General features: G+C 39.5%; 15 protein-coding genes. 11 read left to right on the top strand and 4 right to left on the bottom strand.

The window, feature by feature from the left end; genetic code table 11:
• Positions 1-21 precede the first annotated feature (21 nt).
• The 7 genes from hisB (at position 22) to CCC20_RS02175 (ending at position 7,155) form a co-directional block, all read left to right on the top strand.
• A complete protein-coding gene (hisB, locus tag CCC20_RS02205) occupies positions 22-606 on the top strand; it encodes an imidazoleglycerol-phosphate dehydratase HisB (RefSeq protein ID WP_013852062.1) in 585 nt (194 codons plus the stop codon).
• Positions 607-676: 70 nt separating this feature from the next.
• Positions 677-1,285, top strand: coding sequence for an imidazole glycerol phosphate synthase subunit HisH (gene hisH, locus CCC20_RS02200; protein ID WP_003065613.1), 609 nt, complete (start codon positions 677-679; stop codon positions 1,283-1,285).
• Between the two features lie 51 nt (positions 1,286-1,336).
• Entirely contained in the window at positions 1,337-2,056 is a 720-nt protein-coding gene (hisA, locus tag CCC20_RS02195; protein ID WP_009854559.1) for a 1-(5-phosphoribosyl)-5-[(5-phosphoribosylamino)methylideneamino]imidazole-4-carboxamide isomerase, read from the top strand.
• Positions 2,057-2,059: 3 nt separating this feature from the next.
• Positions 2,060-2,818, top strand: coding sequence for an imidazole glycerol phosphate synthase subunit HisF (hisF, locus tag CCC20_RS02190; RefSeq protein ID WP_061100392.1), 759 nt, complete (start codon positions 2,060-2,062; stop codon positions 2,816-2,818).
• The gene (gene hisI / locus CCC20_RS02185) at positions 2,815-3,135 is read left to right on the top strand and encodes a phosphoribosyl-AMP cyclohydrolase (RefSeq protein ID WP_009854557.1); all 321 of its coding nucleotides are present in this window, start codon (positions 2,815-2,817) and stop codon (positions 3,133-3,135) included. The genes hisF and hisI overlap by 4 nt, the downstream gene beginning before the upstream one ends.
• 19 nt (positions 3,136-3,154) lie before the next feature.
• Positions 3,155-3,469, top strand: a complete 315-nt coding sequence (hisE, locus tag CCC20_RS02180) for a phosphoribosyl-ATP diphosphatase (RefSeq protein ID WP_041972819.1) — start codon at positions 3,155-3,157, stop codon at positions 3,467-3,469.
• A 206-nt stretch (positions 3,470-3,675) separates the two neighbouring features.
• Entirely contained in the window at positions 3,676-7,155 is a 3,480-nt protein-coding gene (locus CCC20_RS02175; protein ID WP_287178847.1) for a pullulanase, read from the top strand.
• 47 nt (positions 7,156-7,202) lie between these two features.
• Here CCC20_RS02175 and CCC20_RS02170 read toward each other — a convergent pair whose 3' ends face one another.
• On the bottom strand, positions 7,203-7,697 hold the full coding sequence (locus tag CCC20_RS02170) for an NUDIX hydrolase (protein ID WP_013852056.1): 495 nt from the start codon (positions 7,695-7,697) through the stop codon (positions 7,203-7,205).
• Between the two features lie 73 nt (positions 7,698-7,770).
• On the opposite strand from CCC20_RS02170, the gene CCC20_RS02165 reads away from it, so the two are divergent.
• A complete protein-coding gene (locus CCC20_RS02165) occupies positions 7,771-8,886 on the top strand; it encodes a glycerate kinase (protein WP_061100394.1) in 1,116 nt (371 codons plus the stop codon).
• On the opposite strand, the gene CCC20_RS02160 is transcribed toward CCC20_RS02165, so the two are convergent.
• Positions 8,883-9,332 (bottom strand): YueI family protein, encoded by a 450-nt coding sequence (locus CCC20_RS02160; protein WP_061100395.1) that lies wholly within the window; start codon positions 9,330-9,332, stop codon positions 8,883-8,885. The two genes, CCC20_RS02165 and CCC20_RS02160, sit on opposite strands and share 4 nt — an antisense overlap.
• A 210-nt stretch (positions 9,333-9,542) precedes the next feature.
• Between CCC20_RS02160 and eno the strand changes: the two genes are divergently transcribed.
• Positions 9,543-10,841, top strand: a complete 1,299-nt coding sequence (gene eno / locus CCC20_RS02155; RefSeq protein WP_013852055.1) for a surface-displayed alpha-enolase — start codon at positions 9,543-9,545, stop codon at positions 10,839-10,841.
• A gap of 234 nt (positions 10,842-11,075) precedes the next feature.
• On the opposite strand, the gene gatD is transcribed toward eno, so the two are convergent.
• Both gatD and murT read right to left on the bottom strand, forming a co-directional pair.
• Positions 11,076-11,864, bottom strand: coding sequence for a lipid II isoglutaminyl synthase subunit GatD (gene gatD / locus CCC20_RS02150; protein ID WP_058692371.1), 789 nt, complete (start codon positions 11,862-11,864; stop codon positions 11,076-11,078).
• Position 11,865: 1 nt separating this feature from the next.
• Positions 11,866-13,209 carry a lipid II isoglutaminyl synthase subunit MurT gene (gene murT / locus CCC20_RS02145; RefSeq protein WP_003065573.1) on the bottom strand — a complete coding sequence of 448 codons (1,344 nt, stop codon included), beginning with the start codon at positions 13,207-13,209 and terminating at the stop codon, positions 11,866-11,868.
• A 105-nt stretch (positions 13,210-13,314) separates the two neighbouring features.
• Here murT and cdaA point away from each other — a divergent pair, with 105 nt between their 5' ends.
• Positions 13,315-14,163, top strand: coding sequence for a diadenylate cyclase CdaA (cdaA, locus tag CCC20_RS02140; protein ID WP_003065571.1), 849 nt, complete (start codon positions 13,315-13,317; stop codon positions 14,161-14,163).
• Positions 14,160-15,116 carry a CdaR family protein gene (locus CCC20_RS02135; protein ID WP_003065568.1) on the top strand — a complete coding sequence of 319 codons (957 nt, stop codon included), beginning with the start codon at positions 14,160-14,162 and terminating at the stop codon, positions 15,114-15,116. The genes cdaA and CCC20_RS02135 overlap by 4 nt, the downstream gene beginning before the upstream one ends.
• Positions 15,117-15,207 lie beyond the last annotated feature (91 nt).

The raw sequence follows: 15,207 nt of genomic DNA, 5'->3' as shown, positions 1-15,207 counted from the left end.
ACAGAAAGAAAAGGATATTTTATGAGACAAGCAGAGATTGAACGTAATACCTTTGAAACAAAGATTAAGTTGAGCCTTAATTTAGATGCTCAAGAACCAGTAGAGATTGATACTGGTGTTGGTTTTTTTGACCATATGTTGACCCTTTTTGCAAGACATAGCCGTATTTCCCTTGTAGTAAAAGCAGATGGTGATTTGCATGTTGATAGTCACCATACGGTTGAAGATGTGGGAATTGTTTTAGGACAAGCTTTGAAAGAAGCCCTTGGCGATAAGGCTGGCATCAATCGTTATGGTACAGCTTTCGTTCCTATGGATGAAACGCTTGGTATGGCAAGTCTTGATTTATCAGGGCGTAGCTACCTTATTTTTGATTGTGAGTTTGATAATCCAAAACTTGGCAATTTTGATACAGAATTGGTTGAAGAATTTTTTCAAGCCTTGGCATTTAATGTTCAGATGAATTTGCATTTGAAGATTTTACACGGAAAAAATAATCACCATAAATCAGAAAGTCTTTTTAAGGCAACTGGTCGTGCTCTTCGCGAAGCAATTACCATTAACCCTGAAATCCATGGTGTTAATTCAACAAAAGGATTGCTTTAAAATACAGAGAAAGGAAATCAGCCATGACACGTCTCATTTAGTAGTGTGTGGAAGGCTTGAGAGCTGAGATATGATAATTGTGATTGATTATGATGCAGGTAATACTGCTAATGTGTTAAGAGCTTTACAGAAAATCGGTGTTCAGGCTGAATTGTCTAGTAATCGAGACAAGATTTTAGCTGCGGACGGTCTGATTTTGCCAGGGGTTGGTGCTTATCCTGCTGCCATGGCTGAGTTACAACAGCGTGGCCTGGTTTCTGCTATCAAGGAAGCAGTAGCTAAGGGAACGCCGTTACTGGGCATTTGTTTAGGAATGCAGGTCTTGACAGAGATTGGCTTGGAACACCAAGAAACACAAGGACTTGGCTTTATCCCAGGTGTTTGTCGTGAAATTCAAGCAACTAAGACTATGCCTGTTCCGCATATGGGATGGAATGATTTGACAGTGAAACAAGATAGTCCGTTAACAGCAGGGCTTGCTGGCAAATCCGTTTATTTTGTGCATAGCTATTTTACAGATGTTCCGAAAGAATACATTGATGTGACTGCTGATTATGGTATTGAAGTACCAGCCATGATTCACAAGGATAATGTTTACGGAGCGCAATTCCACCCTGAAAAATCAGGTGACGTCGGTTTAGGAATTCTTGAAAAATTTATTGCCCTTTGTGGTGACTAAGAATGATTTTAAGTTGCTTAGAGTAGCGTTTTATAAAGAAAAGGAGTTTATATGCAGATTCTTCCAGCGATTGATATTAAAGAAGGACAGGCAGTTCGTCTTTTTAAAGGTGATTTCAACCAAAAAACGGTTGTTAATCCAGATGTGCTTGGACAAGCAAAAATCTTTGCGCAAGCTGGCATTGAATTTATTCACGTTGTTGATTTGGACGGAGCGCTTGATGGGCGAGCAACGAATCGCGATTTAATTGCCAAGTTGAAGCAAGAATCAGGGCTTGGTGTCGAAGTTGGTGGCGGTATTCGTACCCTTGAGCAAATTGAAGATTACCTAGCAGTTGGTATTGACCGTGTGATTATCGGATCTATGGCAGTGAAAAATCCAGATTTTGTCAAGGCAGCTTTAGATAAATTTGGTAGTGATAAAATTGTGGTTGGTATTGATGCTAAAAATGGTTTTGTGGCAACTGAAGGTTGGCTAGAAACGAGTAATGTTGACTACATCAGCTTAGCTAAAGCCATGGAGAAAATGGGGGTGACCCTATTTGTCTATACAGATGTTGACCGTGATGGTACGCTAACAGGACCAAATTTTGAACATTATGAACGTTTAGTGGCTGAGTTAACGACGGCTAAAGTTATTGCTTCTGGCGGCATTGCTGAGAAGAATGATTTGGTGAAATTGCAAGAAATTGGTGTTGCTGGGACAATCGTTGGTAAAGCTTATTATAACGGCAATATTAGCCTTGACGAATTGAAAGCTTTTGGAGGATAGCTTATGCTGAAAAAACGCATTATTCCTTGTCTTGATGTTAAAGATGGGCGCGTGGTTAAGGGGGTTAATTTTGTTAATTTAACAGATGTTGGTGACCCTGTTGATGCGGCGCGTGCTTATTATGAAGCTGGGTGTGATGAATTGGTGTTCTTGGACATTACCGCAACACATGAAAAACGTGATACAACTGTGGAAATGGTGAAACGTGTGGCTGACCAAGTATTCATTCCTTTTACAGTTGGCGGTGGTATTCGCTCGGTTGAGGACATGAATAAAATGCTCAAAGCTGGTGCGGACAAGGTCGCGGTTAATTCTTCTGCGGTAGCCAATCCTCAACTCATCAAAGATTGTGCTGAAAAATTTGGCAATCAATGTGTGGTATCGGCTATTGATGCTCGTAAAGAAGCTGACGGCACTTGGCATGTTTATGTGGCAGGTGGGCGCAAGGATACTGGCATTGATTTGATTGAATGGGCAAAGGCTGTTGTCAGCCTTGGTGCAGGTGAGATTTTACTAACTAGCATGGATAAAGACGGCACGAAGTCAGGATTTGATTTGGATATGCTAAATGCTGTCGCTGATGTGGTTAATGTTCCAATCATTGCGTCTGGTGGTGCAGGAAATATTGACCATATGGTTGACGTTTTTGAAAAAACAACTGCAACAGGTGCGCTTGCCGCTTCCATTTTCCACTTTGGCGAAGTTTCAATTGCTGATACCAAAGCTGCCATGGCTGCTGCAGGAATTGAGGTGAGACAATGAGTGAAATAAAACTTGATTTTGCGAAACAAGATGGTCTTGTTCCCGTGATTGTGACGGATTACCAAACAGGACAAGTACTGATGTTAGCCTACATGAACGAAGAAGCGTATCACTTAACATTGGAAACCAAGCAAATGCACTACTGGAGCCGCTCACGTCAAGAAATCTGGCATAAAGGGGCAACTAGCGGTCATTATCAATACGTCAAATCAATCAAAACGGATTGCGACTGTGATACCTTATTGGTCGCTGTTAAGCAAGAGGGCGCTGCTTGTCATACGGGCGCTTACAGCTGTTTTTTCAATGACATTTTGTGATGATAGAAAGGATAAAGACATGCTAGAAACATTATATAAAGAAGCAATAGACCGTAAAGAAAATCCAAAGGAAGGCTCTTATACCAATTACCTTTTTGATAAAGGATTGGATAAAATTCTTAAAAAGGTTGGGGAAGAAGCGACAGAAGTTGTTATTGCAGCCAAAAATGCAGACAAAGATGAAATCGCCAATGAAACAGCAGATGTTCTGTACCATTTGGCAGTAATGTTGGTCGAAACTGGCGTTAGTGTTGAAGATGTTGATGCTGTTTTAAAAGCACGCCAAGGTAAGAAAAGTAATGTCCACGACCGACCAGAAATTACTAATTATTAAGCACTGCATTTGCATGTTTAACGATACAACCAAAGAAGCTGAGCCATGCTCGGTTTTTTTGTATTTTTCGAAGAAATCGATTGCATTTAAATTAAAACAACTTATATAATATTTATTTTGAAGTCATGAATAATGCTAAAAAATATTTACGAAAACGATTGCGCAAATTAAAAATATTTTGTATACTGAAATCGTAAAAAATCATTATGTTGAAAGATACGGAGGTTCTGTATGGAAAGGGGAAGTCGGCTCTTTTTTGGAGTGCTAGTTTAGCAAATATCGTCTCCGCTGACCAAGTCAGCGCTGAAACGGCAACGGAATTGGTAACAAATCAATGGGAAATAGCAGAGCAAGCCAATGAAGTTGCACAAAGTAAGACTGATATCTTAGCTGACATGCAAGCTGAGGTTGAAAATACTGAATTAACCATTAGTGAAGATGATACCCAAACTGTTGTGACTGAAACTGATATGGATATTACTCTATCAGATTTCAATGAACTTGGATTTCTCTTACTAGATGAGTCTAAGGAGGGCGATGATGCCAAAATTCAGCCAGACAATTATAGCTTTAAAGATTTAGCTAATCACACACAAATTTTTTTGAAAGACGAGGATAAGACAATTTACACGAATCCATATTTTGTAAGCACTATTCGTTTGATATCAGTTCAGCAAACAAGTCCGACAGAGATTGTTGCTATCGTTAGCAATTTAGCTGACGCTGATAAGGATGAGTTATTTGAAAATGTTAAGGTAACTGATAAAGATGGTAATCTGATGACTATTTCTGACCTTGTATTGAATCCTGAAACTAATCAGTCAACGATTATTGGTGATTTTTCACAACTTTTAGCACCATACACGGTTAGTTATGCTGGTGATGACTATCAAGCTAAGACCAATTGGCAATATACAGATTCTCTTTATGCCTATGATGGTGAGTTAGGCGCGCGTGTGTCAGAAGAAGGAGTGCGTGTTGATTTGACTGTTTGGTCACCAAGTGCAGATAGTGTTTCGGTGGTTCTTTATGATAAAGATGACCAAACTAAGGTTGTTGGAAAGATTGCTATGGTTAAAGGTGATAAGGGCCAATGGTCAGCAGCTTTGACGCAAGAATCGGGTCTTGGTGTTTCTGATTATCGTGGTTATTATTATCATTATGAAATCACACGTGGAGATGAAACGGTTCTCGCACTTGACCCTTATGCTAAATCATTAGCGGAATGGAATAGTGATTTGATTGGAACTGACCCGTCATACAAGGTAGCAAAAGCTGCGATTGTGGATACTAGTACAATTGGCAATCAAGAATTGACCTACGCTGATATTAGCGGATACACAGATCGTGAAGATGCTATTATTTACGAAGCACACGTTCGTGATTTCACATCAGATATCGCTATTTCAGATGAACTTCAACATCAATTTGGGACTTTTGCAGCCTTTGTTGAAAAAATAGATTACCTTCAAGAGCTTGACGTGACGCATATTCAACTTTTGCCAGTGATGAGCTATTATTATGTCAATGAATTGGCGAATGCTGAGCGTTTGACGGACTATGCTTCTAGCAATACGAATTATAACTGGGGATATGACCCACAGAGCTACTTTGCTTTGACAGGAATGTATTCAGAAGACCCAACTAACCCAGCAAAACGCATTGAGGAATTCAAGAATTTGATTGCTGAAATCCATAAACGTGGGATGGGTGTTATTCTTGATGTGGTTTACAATCACACAGCTGACCTTGCTATTCTTGAAGATTTGGAGCCAAATTATTATCATTTTATGGAAGCTGATGGAACAGTTAAAACAAGCTTTGGTGGCGGTCGCCCAGGAACAACGCATTATATGACAAGACGTTTGGTGCTTGATTCAATTGCTTATTGGGTTGATGAGTTCAAAGTTGACGGTTTCCGTTTTGATATGATGGGAGATTTGGATGCCGAAACGGTGCACATGGCATATGATACGGCTAAAGCACTGAATCCGAATATTATCATGCTTGGCGAGGGATGGATTTCTTATGCTGGAGATGCTAATGATAGCCGACAACCAGCAGACCAGACTTGGATGTCACAAACTGATAGCGTCGCTTCTTTCTCTGATGACATTCGTAACCTCCTCAAATCAGGTTATCCAAGTGAAGGAGCGGCAGCATTTATTACAGGTGGCGCAAAAGATTTGCAAACACTCTTTAATAATATTAAAGCTCAGCCAAGTAATTTCACCGCAGATGACCCAGGTGATGTGATTCAATACATTGCTGCTCATGACAATTTAACGCTTCATGATGTGATTGCAAAATCCATTCAAAAAGACCCAGCTGTTGCTGAAAATGAAGCAGAAATCCAACGTCGTTTGCGTTTAGGAAACCTTATTGTCTTGACATCCCAAGGAACTGCCTTTATTCATTCTGGTCAAGAGTACGGTCGTACGAAACAATTCCTTGACGAGGATTACAAGACACCAGTTTCAGCAGATAAAGTGCCAGCAAAATCTGATTTGTTGACCAATGCTGACGGCACACCGTTTGAATACCCATATTTCATCAGTGATTCTTATGATTCGACAGATGCGATTAATCATTTTGATTGGGCTAAAGCCACAGATAGCGAAGCTTACCCAGAAAATACGCAAAGCCAGACTTATACAAAAGGTTTGATTGCCATTCGCCGCTCAACAGATGCTTTTACGCTTAAAACCAAAGAAGAAGTTGACCGCAATGTGAGCTTGATAACCATTCCAAATGAAAATGGTGTTGGGCAAGAAGATTTGATTATTGCTTATCAAACAATTGCTAGCAATGGCGATATTTACGCTGTTTTTATCAATGCAGATACCGTGGCGCGTGATTTTGTATTGACAGATGATTACCGAAATCTCCTATCAGCTGAAATCATTGCAGATGGTAAGCAAGCAGGAGTAGAAGCGATAGAAAATCCAAGCGGTGTCACAATGACTGAAACAGGATTAACCCTCGAGCCACTAACAGCTACCATTTTACGTTTGAAAAAAGCTAGCGCTGAAACGGAACGCACGCTTTATGATGAAGCAAGTGGTGTTAGCGTTATTTTAGGAGCAGGTGAACGTGATGACATTAAGAAAATCAAGGTAAGTCACCAAGAAACAAATGATGTCAAAACACCAGAAGTTCTAAAAGGAACAGATTACGATTTGTTTGATATTCAGCCAACTGACGATTTTGGAAATGTCTTAGCCATTACAAAAACAGTGCGAGTTATTTTACCAATTGATGCTGGCAAGACTGTTGCTCAAGTCTTTTATCTCCCAGAAAATGGACAACCACAGTCACTAGTATTTGAAGAAATCAGCCGTACTGTGGCAGGGCAAACATTGAAATTTGTCATCTTTGATACGGAACATTTTAGTCAATACGGCATTATTTATGCTCAAGAAGCTGCTCAATCATCAGATATGGCAACACAAACCTCAGCTGAAACTGGCGTGACACCTGATGATCAAGCACAAGCTTCTGTCGTGGAAACGACAACTACACCTATCACAGTAGATGCCAATCTTGAAACACTAACAGCTACTGATACTGCTGAAATTTTACCAGCGACAGGTGAAAAAGATGGCACACTTCTTACCTTTGCAGGTGTTTTAAGCCTAGCAAGCATAGCTTTGCTCGAACTCAAACGCCGCAAAAAATCAGAATAACTTACAGTAGGCACAAAAAGAGAGGCTAGGGATAAAATCCTAGCCTCTTAATCATCTAAAAATAATGTTTCTATCAGTAAGCGGTGTCGTGGAACGACTGGGTGTGTTTCTAAAAATGCTTTTAACTTTTCTTTTGCCACCCATTGGTACGAAATGGTTTCGCTATTTTGGAGAGTTATGGTATCTTTGGGAGAATTTACCAGAGCAAGGTAGCTATCCATGATGCAATTGTCATCTTTGTAAACAGTCCTTTTTGAAAATGTTAATTCAACTGGTAGAAGCCCAGTTTCTTCCAGCAACTCACGTCGAACAGCTTGTTTAGAATCCTCACCATAAAGAGCAGAGCCACCTGCACTAGCTTCAAAAAATCCTGGAAAAGCCTCTTTTTCTAAATGTCTTTGCACAAACAAAATATCATTGTCAACATGTTGCACCAAACAATCTACTGCCAAGTGGTACAAATCATCAGGAATTGACTGACCACGCGTTAAGATACGACCTGTTTTTTGCCCATTTGCTAAATAAGCATCCCATTTTTCCATGTTTTTCTAACCTCTTTCGTTCAAAAAATTATATAATAGTATATATAGTAACATATGAAGGGGAGTTGGTACCATGCACATATTGATAGCACCCGATTCATTTAAGGAAAGTTTATCTGCCCTCGATGCGGCAAAAGCCATTCAAAGGGGATTAAAAAAAGCACTGCCAAATGCGACTTTTGACTTAATGCCGATTGGCGATGGTGGCGAAGGAACCTTGGAGACCTTAACTGATGGTTTGCACCTAAGGCGTGATAGCCATATTGTTACGGGAGCATTAGGTCAGCCTGTGGAAGCTCACTATGCGACCAATGGTCAATTAGCTGTTTTTGAAATGGCTGACATATGTGGCTTGGAAAAAGTTCCACTTGATAAGCGCAATCCGCTAACATTAACGACAAAAGGTGTCGGTGAAATGATTGGACATCTTGTTGACCTTGGTACCAAAGAAATCATGATTGGTGTTGGCGGCAGTTCCACTAATGATGGTGGTATTGGAATGGCAGCAGGATTAGGCTATCGTTTCTTTGACGAGTCTGGTCAAGAAGTTGCTGCAGTTGGTGATAATCTTGGAAACATCACAACGATTTCCTATGAAGATTACCATTGGGATTTATCACAAGTTGAGCTAACAATTATTACTGACGTTACCAATCCACTATGCGGTCCTAATGGCGCAACCTACGTTTTTGGTGGACAAAAAGGACTTGCAAACGAAAAATTCGCAAGTGTTGATAAGGATATGGAGCAATTTTACCAAAGCTTTTTCCCAGTAATCCTTGATTTAGCGGGAGCAGGAGCAGGTGGCGGAATGGCAGCAGGGCTAGCTGCGTTTACTGGCGGACGAATTATCTCTGGTATCGACGCAGTTCTTGATATGCTCAACTTTGACCGTCGAGTCCAAGTTGCGGATGTCGTCATTGTTGGTGAGGGACGCATGGATAAACAAAGTTTGTCTGGGAAAGCCCCTGTTGGCGTTGCTAGTCGTACGCCAAGAGGCAAATTAGTCATTGCCATTTGCGGTAGCTTAAAAGATGATTTGCCAGACTTTCCAGCTGCTAATATTCAAGCAGCTTTTCCGATTATATCAGGCGTCGATTCTTTGGAAAATACGCTAGCGCAGGCTCCTCAAAATCTAGAACGCACCGCCCAAAATATTGGCAATCTACTAGCCTTTACCAAACGTTAATCTTTATTGAATAATTTTGACCAGAAGCCCTTTTTAGGGGCTTCTTTTGGTTTGTCATGTGTTTGTGGAAAACGCACTGCTAACAGTGGATTGTCAACATTTTCAGCTTGATTCGAATGAACGATAATCCCATAAGGTGAATGCGCATTTTTTTCATCAACGATTGTTGCTTGAATTTCAAGATTTTGCGCTATTTTCATATAGTAACATTGGTCGGCGACCGCCAATTTTGGTGAAATTTTGACAAATAACATGTCATAATCACTCGCTAAATGTTTTAAAATGTCCTCGAAACGTGCTTTAGTATCTTCCAAACGACTGTCATCAAGCAGTATTGACAAGACCACACGTTCAGCAAATGTTCCAAAATAGCGTCGTTGTTCATCAGGATTAAGTCGATTTTCCCCTGCAGCAGCATGTAAAACTTTACTTTCTAAATCACTCATACTATTTAACCTCGATTATTTCTTAACTTCATTATAAGTTAAATTTACTAAACTGTCATTTCTCAGCCGTAAGCGCATAAAGTATTTTGAAAAAAGGGCATGAAAGTTAAATTGGTTTTTCAAAATTTCTCGTTTTTATTTGCCTAAGTGGCGATATTATGGTATTATTTTAGTGTAAAAATATTAAAAACTCATAAGGAGAGTAACATAATGTCAATTATTACTGATGTTTACGCTCGCGAAGTCCTTGACTCACGCGGTAACCCAACACTTGAAGTAGAAGTTTACACTGAATCAGGTGCATTCGGACGTGGTATGGTTCCTTCTGGAGCTTCTACTGGTGAACACGAAGCAGTTGAACTTCGTGACGGAGACAAATCTCGTTACAACGGTCTTGGTACTCAAAAAGCTGTTGACAACGTTAACAACATCATCGCTGAAGCAATCATCGGTTTCGATGTTCGTGACCAACAAGCTATTGACCGTGCAATGATCGCTCTTGATGGTACTCCAAACAAAGGTAAACTCGGTGCAAATGCTATCCTTGGTGTTTCTATTGCCGTAGCTCGTGCAGCAGCAGACTACCTTGAAGTTCCACTTTACAACTACCTTGGTGGTTTCAACACTAAAGTTCTTCCAACTCCAATGATGAACATCATCAATGGTGGTTCTCACTCAGACGCTCCAATCGCTTTCCAAGAATTCATGATCTTACCTGCTGGTGCACCTACATTCAAAGAAGCTCTTCGTTGGGGTGCTGAAATCTTCCACACTCTTAAGAAAATCCTTAAAGAACGTGGTCTTGAAACAGCTGTTGGTGACGAAGGTGGATTTGCTCCTAAATTTGACGGAACTGAAGATGCCGTAGAAACAATCATCAAAGCTATCGAAACTGCTGGTTACAAACCAGGTGAAGATGTATTCCTTGGATTTGACTGTGCTTCATCAGAATTCTACGATAACGGAATCTATGACTACACTAAATTCGAAGGTGAAGGCGCAGCTAAACGTACTGCTTCAGAACAAATCGATTACATTGAAGAATTGGTTAACAAATACCCAATCATCACAATCGAAGATGCAATGGACGAAAACGACTGGGACGGATGGAAAGAACTTACTAAACGTCTTGGTAAACGTGTTCAATTGGTCGGTGATGACTTCTTCGTAACTAACACTTCATACCTTGAACGTGGTATCAAAGAAGAAGCTGCTAACTCAATCCTTATCAAAGTTAACCAAATCGGTACTTTGACTGAAACATTCGAAGCTATCGAAATGGCTAAAGAAGCTGGTTACACTGCCGTTGTATCACACCGTTCAGGTGAAACTGAAGATTCAACAATCGCTGACATCGCAGTTGCAACTAACGCTGGTCAAATTAAAACTGGTTCACTTTCACGTACTGACCGTATCGCTAAATACAACCAATTGCTTCGTATCGAAGACCAACTTGGTGAAGTAGCTGAATACCGTGGATTGAAATCATTCTACAACTTGAAAAAATAATCGTTGATATATCAACGTTTTGAGAGCCTATCTATTTCAAATAGGCTCTTTTTTTGTGTTTAAGGGGCAAAAAAGGGGCAGTTAAGTCTTGTGCTAATTTTTAATATGGCTAGAAATGCTTAATAATCTCTATTTTAAAGGTGCTTAATTTTTGATTAAAGTGACTTTGTTATGGTAATTAGGAAGCTTGGCTACAAAGAAAAAGGACTGCGATAAACTGCAATCCTTTTAAGGTTATTTTTCAAATTCGGCTTTACTTTTAGTATCGGCATACTCTTCGGTGACTTCTTTTGAAAGAATGTCATCGTAACTTGGTAGTGTAATACTAGAACCGTATTTATTTTTTAGAGCTGTTGTCACTAGGCGATAAGCAAGGTTGGCATTACGTGAGAGGATAGGTCCGTGGAAGTAGCTGCCATAGACATTTTTATAATGAACACCTTCAGTGCCGTCCTCTTTGTTGTTACCATTTCCGTAAACGCAGATACCAAGTGGTTTTTCGTCATCAGACAAGAATGTTCGACCTTGGTGATTTTCAAAACCATAGTAAGTTTCGTTAAATTCATCGTTATGGATTTTTATATCTCCGATGAAACGATTATTTTCTTGGTTGAGGGTGTAATGTCCCATAACACCAATACCATTGATTTTTTCACCATTGGCTTGAACATAGTATTGACCAAGGAGTTGGAAACCACCACAGATAGCTAGAATGACTTTGTCTTTGTTGATGAAATCAGCAATGGCTTCTTTCTTACGTGGAAGGTCTTTGGCGACAATAGTTTGTTCATAGTCTTGACCACCACCAAAGAAAACCATATCGTAGTAGTCAGCATCAAAGGTATCTCCTAATGAAACAATGTCAAAGGTCATTCTAGCTCCAAGCTTTTCACCGACATATTTCATCATGAGGATATTACCATTGTCACCGTAGGTATTCATCAGATTGCCGTAAAGGTGGGCAACGTTTAACTCATAGTTGTAATCTTTTGTGTTAGGAGATTGTAGCGAAGTGTAAGTCATTTTAATTCATCTCCTTTCCAACGGCATGGCGACTAGCTAGAATTTCTCGGAATTGTAACATGGCGGTATAAGTTGCAAGGATATAGGCGTGCTCAGTTGTTTGTGATTCAATTAATGCCATAATATCCTCGAGACTTTCGGCTTCGGTGATGTTGTTTTCATCGTAGCCTGTCACACGCAAACGACGAGCAATTTCAGAATGACGAACACCGCCTGCAAATGCTTGAGGAATATCCATATCTAAAACAGCCTCGAAGTTAGCATCCCAAATCCAACTGGTATCAATTCCGTCAGCGTAATTGGCATTGAGTAGGACAGAAAGTGTAAATGGATAAGGGGCTAATTTAATCATATCAAGTGCTTGACTAGCGCCAACTGGGTTTTTAATGAGAACCAAAGTACAAGATTTATCACCGATTTTAAAGGTTTCTTGGCGTCCAAAGACGGCGCGACTCTTATCAAAACCAGCTTTAATTTTTTCAGGAGCAACTCCGAAAAATTCAGCAACAGATACCGCAGCAAGAGCGTTATAAATGTTATAGAGACCACCGACGTTGATTTTGTAATCTTGACCGTCAATGACAAATTCAGAAGTTGTATTGGTGATTTTCGTCAATTCTGTCAAGGCATAATCGAGTTTTGGACGGTGGAAACCACAATTGTCACAGACATAATCACCAAGGTTTGCATAGGTGTTCAATTTGTATTTTAGAATTTGCTGACATTGTGGACACAAAATTCCTTCGGTATTATAGTGTGCGAGTTCTGGAGTGTGTTTTTCAGTGTCAAAGCCATAATATTTAACAGGATTTACCACGTTTGTAGAATTGAAAAGTGGGCTGTCTCCGTTGGCTAAGATTGTTGCTGTTGGAGCTTTGGCAGCACCGTCTAAAATCATTTGGTAAGTGGTGTAAATTTCACCGTAACGGTCCATTTGGTCACGGAAAATATTGGTGAATACAAAGAGACTTGGTGTGATGTATTCTGTGATTTTTGGCAGACTAGCTTCGTCGATTTCAAGCACGGCAATTTTTTTACCAGATTTGGCTTTTTTGGCTGTCAAGAAAGTTGAAGTAATCCCAGTAATCATATTGGCACCGCTTGGATTTGTGACGATTTCACCAAAAGCTTCACGTAAAATCCCAACTGTAAGAGCAGTGGTCAAAGTTTTACCGTTTGTTCCTGTTACCACAACGATTTCATAATCTTTAGCGATAGTGTCTAAAATATCTTTGTCGAATTTGAGGGCGATTTTTCCAGGCAAGGTTGAGCCACGTCCCATTTTTGAAAGGACAAAGTGAGCTGACTTCCCAGCCGTGATTCCCATAAGTGTGTTTACTTTCATAGAAATATTGTACCACAAAAAGATATATTCTAATAAAGAAAATCTGTTTTAAACGTGGTATAATAGAAAGGTAGTTTTAATTAGTTAGAGAAAAGAGATGCATGTATGAGTAATTTTACGGCTATTGATGCTAAATTTTGGGCAACTTTAGTTGAAAACCCATGGACAATTGTCGTTCACATTTTGGATATTTTAATTGTTGCGTATTTTATTTATCGTTTAATCAAAGCCCTTGCGGGTACGAAAATCATGTCCTTGATTCAAGGGGTCGTGTTCTTCATTTTACTAAAGTTTGTAGCTGAATGGATTGGCTTTACGACGATTACTTACTTGATGAATCAAGTCATCACTTATGGTGTTATTGCGGGTGTGGTTATCTTTGCTCCTGAAATTCGTTCTGGTCTTGAGAAATTTGGTCGTTCAACACAAGTTTTCCTACAAACACAGCAAGTGAGTGACGAGGAAAAGTTGGTTGAAGCACTGGTGAAATCGGTGGCTTACATGAGTCCGCGTAAGATTGGGGCTTTAATCTCAATTGAACGCACGCAAACTTTGCAGGAATATATTTCAACAGGGATTCCTTTGGACGCGGATATTTCAAGTCAGTTATTGATTAATATTTTCATTCCAAATACGCCTTTGCATGATGGTGCTGTCATTATCAGAGGCAATAAAATTGCGACGGCTTGTTCTTATCTTCCTTTGTCAGAATCAATGGCGATTTCAAAAGAATTTGGGACACGTCACCGCGCAGCGATTGGTCTGTCAGAGAATTCTGATGCCTTAACGATTGTTGTTTCAGAAGAAACAGGTGGTATTTCAATTACGTCAAAAGGTGAATTCTTACACGATTTGACCAAAGAAAACTTTGAAGCTATTCTTCGAACACAATTAATCACAGAAGTAGAGGAAGAAGAACACTGGTATCATAAGATTTGGAGGAAGAAACAATGAAGAAATTTTTCAATAGTCAATTTTGGTTGGTTATTGTATCTATTGTCTTTTCCATTCTCTTATTTTTAACAGCCACATCAAGTAATTACACACGGACAGGCTCGCAAGTATCGGGGGCAACAGAAACTTATACCCATACTTTGGAGAATGTTCCCATTGATATTAAATATGATACTGATAAGTATTTTATTAGTGGTTATTCTTATGAAACAGAGGTTTATCTGACATCGATTAATCGTGTCAAACTGGATTCTGAGATTAATAATGATACAAGAAGTTTTAAGGTAGTAGCTGATTTGACAAACTTGGGTGAGGGGACACAGACGGTTCCTTTGCAAGTGACGGATTTGCCATCAGGAGTTACGGCGACAACCTCACCAAGTAGTATTTCAGTAACAATCGGTAAAAAGAAAACAAAGACATTTGAAGTTCAAGGTGAAGTAGATTCCAGTCAATTGGCTACTGGCTATGAGTTGAAAAAAGTTTCAACAAATATTTCTGAAGTTGAAGTCACGAGTTCGGAATCAATTATTGACCAAATTGACCATGTGGTTGCTAAATTGCCAGAAACAGAAGTGTTGGACAGTAATTACAGTGGACGCGTAGCCTTGCAGGCTGTGGCAGCAGACGGCACAATCTTAGCTAGTGCTATTAACCCTTCGAAAGCCAAATTAGAAGTGACCGTGAAAAAATTGACAAAAACAGTTCCAGTAACTGTGAAAACAACAGGAGAGATGAGTGATAAAATCTCTGACATTTCATACAAATTAAGCCAAAGCCAAGTAACGATTTCTGGTAGTCAGGATGCTTTGGATGCGGTGGATGAAGTTGTTGCTAATGTTGATATTGCTAATGTTACAAAAGACACAAGTGTCAGCGTGAATTTATCAGCAAATAATGTGACTGTTGACCCTTCTGTTGTGACTGTTCAGTTGACAGTAACGAAAAAATAATAGATAATAGCAAAGACTATATATTAATGAATTAATGATAATTTAAGATGAAAATGTGATTTTTATAATGCAACTATTATTTTAGATTATC

It is taken from the genome of Streptococcus sp. LMAG:39, from assembly GCF_008680485.1.
In the GTDB taxonomy this organism is placed as follows: Bacteria; Bacillota; Bacilli; order Lactobacillales; family Streptococcaceae; genus Streptococcus; species Streptococcus pasteurianus.
Note: the sequence above shows the minus strand (reverse complement) of the source record. Positions and strands in the feature narration are given on the sequence as shown.

Bases quoted from the DNA above. Each gene is read 5' to 3' on its own strand.
- hisB (WP_013852062.1), top strand. From the start codon at position 22: ATGAGACAAGCAGAGATTGAACGTAATACCTTTGAAACAAAGATTAAG.
- hisH (WP_003065613.1), top strand. From the start codon at position 677: ATGATAATTGTGATTGATTATGATGCAGGTAATACTGCTAATGTGTTA.
- hisA (WP_009854559.1), top strand. From the start codon at position 1,337: ATGCAGATTCTTCCAGCGATTGATATTAAAGAAGGACAGGCAGTTCGT.
- hisF (WP_061100392.1), top strand. From the start codon at position 2,060: ATGCTGAAAAAACGCATTATTCCTTGTCTTGATGTTAAAGATGGGCGC.
- hisI (WP_009854557.1), top strand. From the start codon at position 2,815: ATGAGTGAAATAAAACTTGATTTTGCGAAACAAGATGGTCTTGTTCCC.
- hisE (WP_041972819.1), top strand. From the start codon at position 3,155: ATGCTAGAAACATTATATAAAGAAGCAATAGACCGTAAAGAAAATCCA.
- CCC20_RS02175 (WP_287178847.1), top strand. From the start codon at position 3,676: ATGTTGAAAGATACGGAGGTTCTGTATGGAAAGGGGAAGTCGGCTCTT.
- CCC20_RS02170 (WP_013852056.1), bottom strand. From the start codon at position 7,697: ATGGAAAAATGGGATGCTTATTTAGCAAATGGGCAAAAAACAGGTCGT.
- CCC20_RS02165 (WP_061100394.1), top strand. From the start codon at position 7,771: ATGCACATATTGATAGCACCCGATTCATTTAAGGAAAGTTTATCTGCC.
- CCC20_RS02160 (WP_061100395.1), bottom strand. From the start codon at position 9,332: ATGAGTGATTTAGAAAGTAAAGTTTTACATGCTGCTGCAGGGGAAAAT.
- eno (WP_013852055.1), top strand. From the start codon at position 9,543: ATGTCAATTATTACTGATGTTTACGCTCGCGAAGTCCTTGACTCACGC.
- gatD (WP_058692371.1), bottom strand. From the start codon at position 11,864: ATGACTTACACTTCGCTACAATCTCCTAACACAAAAGATTACAACTAT.
- murT (WP_003065573.1), bottom strand. From the start codon at position 13,209: ATGAAAGTAAACACACTTATGGGAATCACGGCTGGGAAGTCAGCTCAC.
- cdaA (WP_003065571.1), top strand. From the start codon at position 13,315: ATGAGTAATTTTACGGCTATTGATGCTAAATTTTGGGCAACTTTAGTT.
- CCC20_RS02135 (WP_003065568.1), top strand. From the start codon at position 14,160: ATGAAGAAATTTTTCAATAGTCAATTTTGGTTGGTTATTGTATCTATT.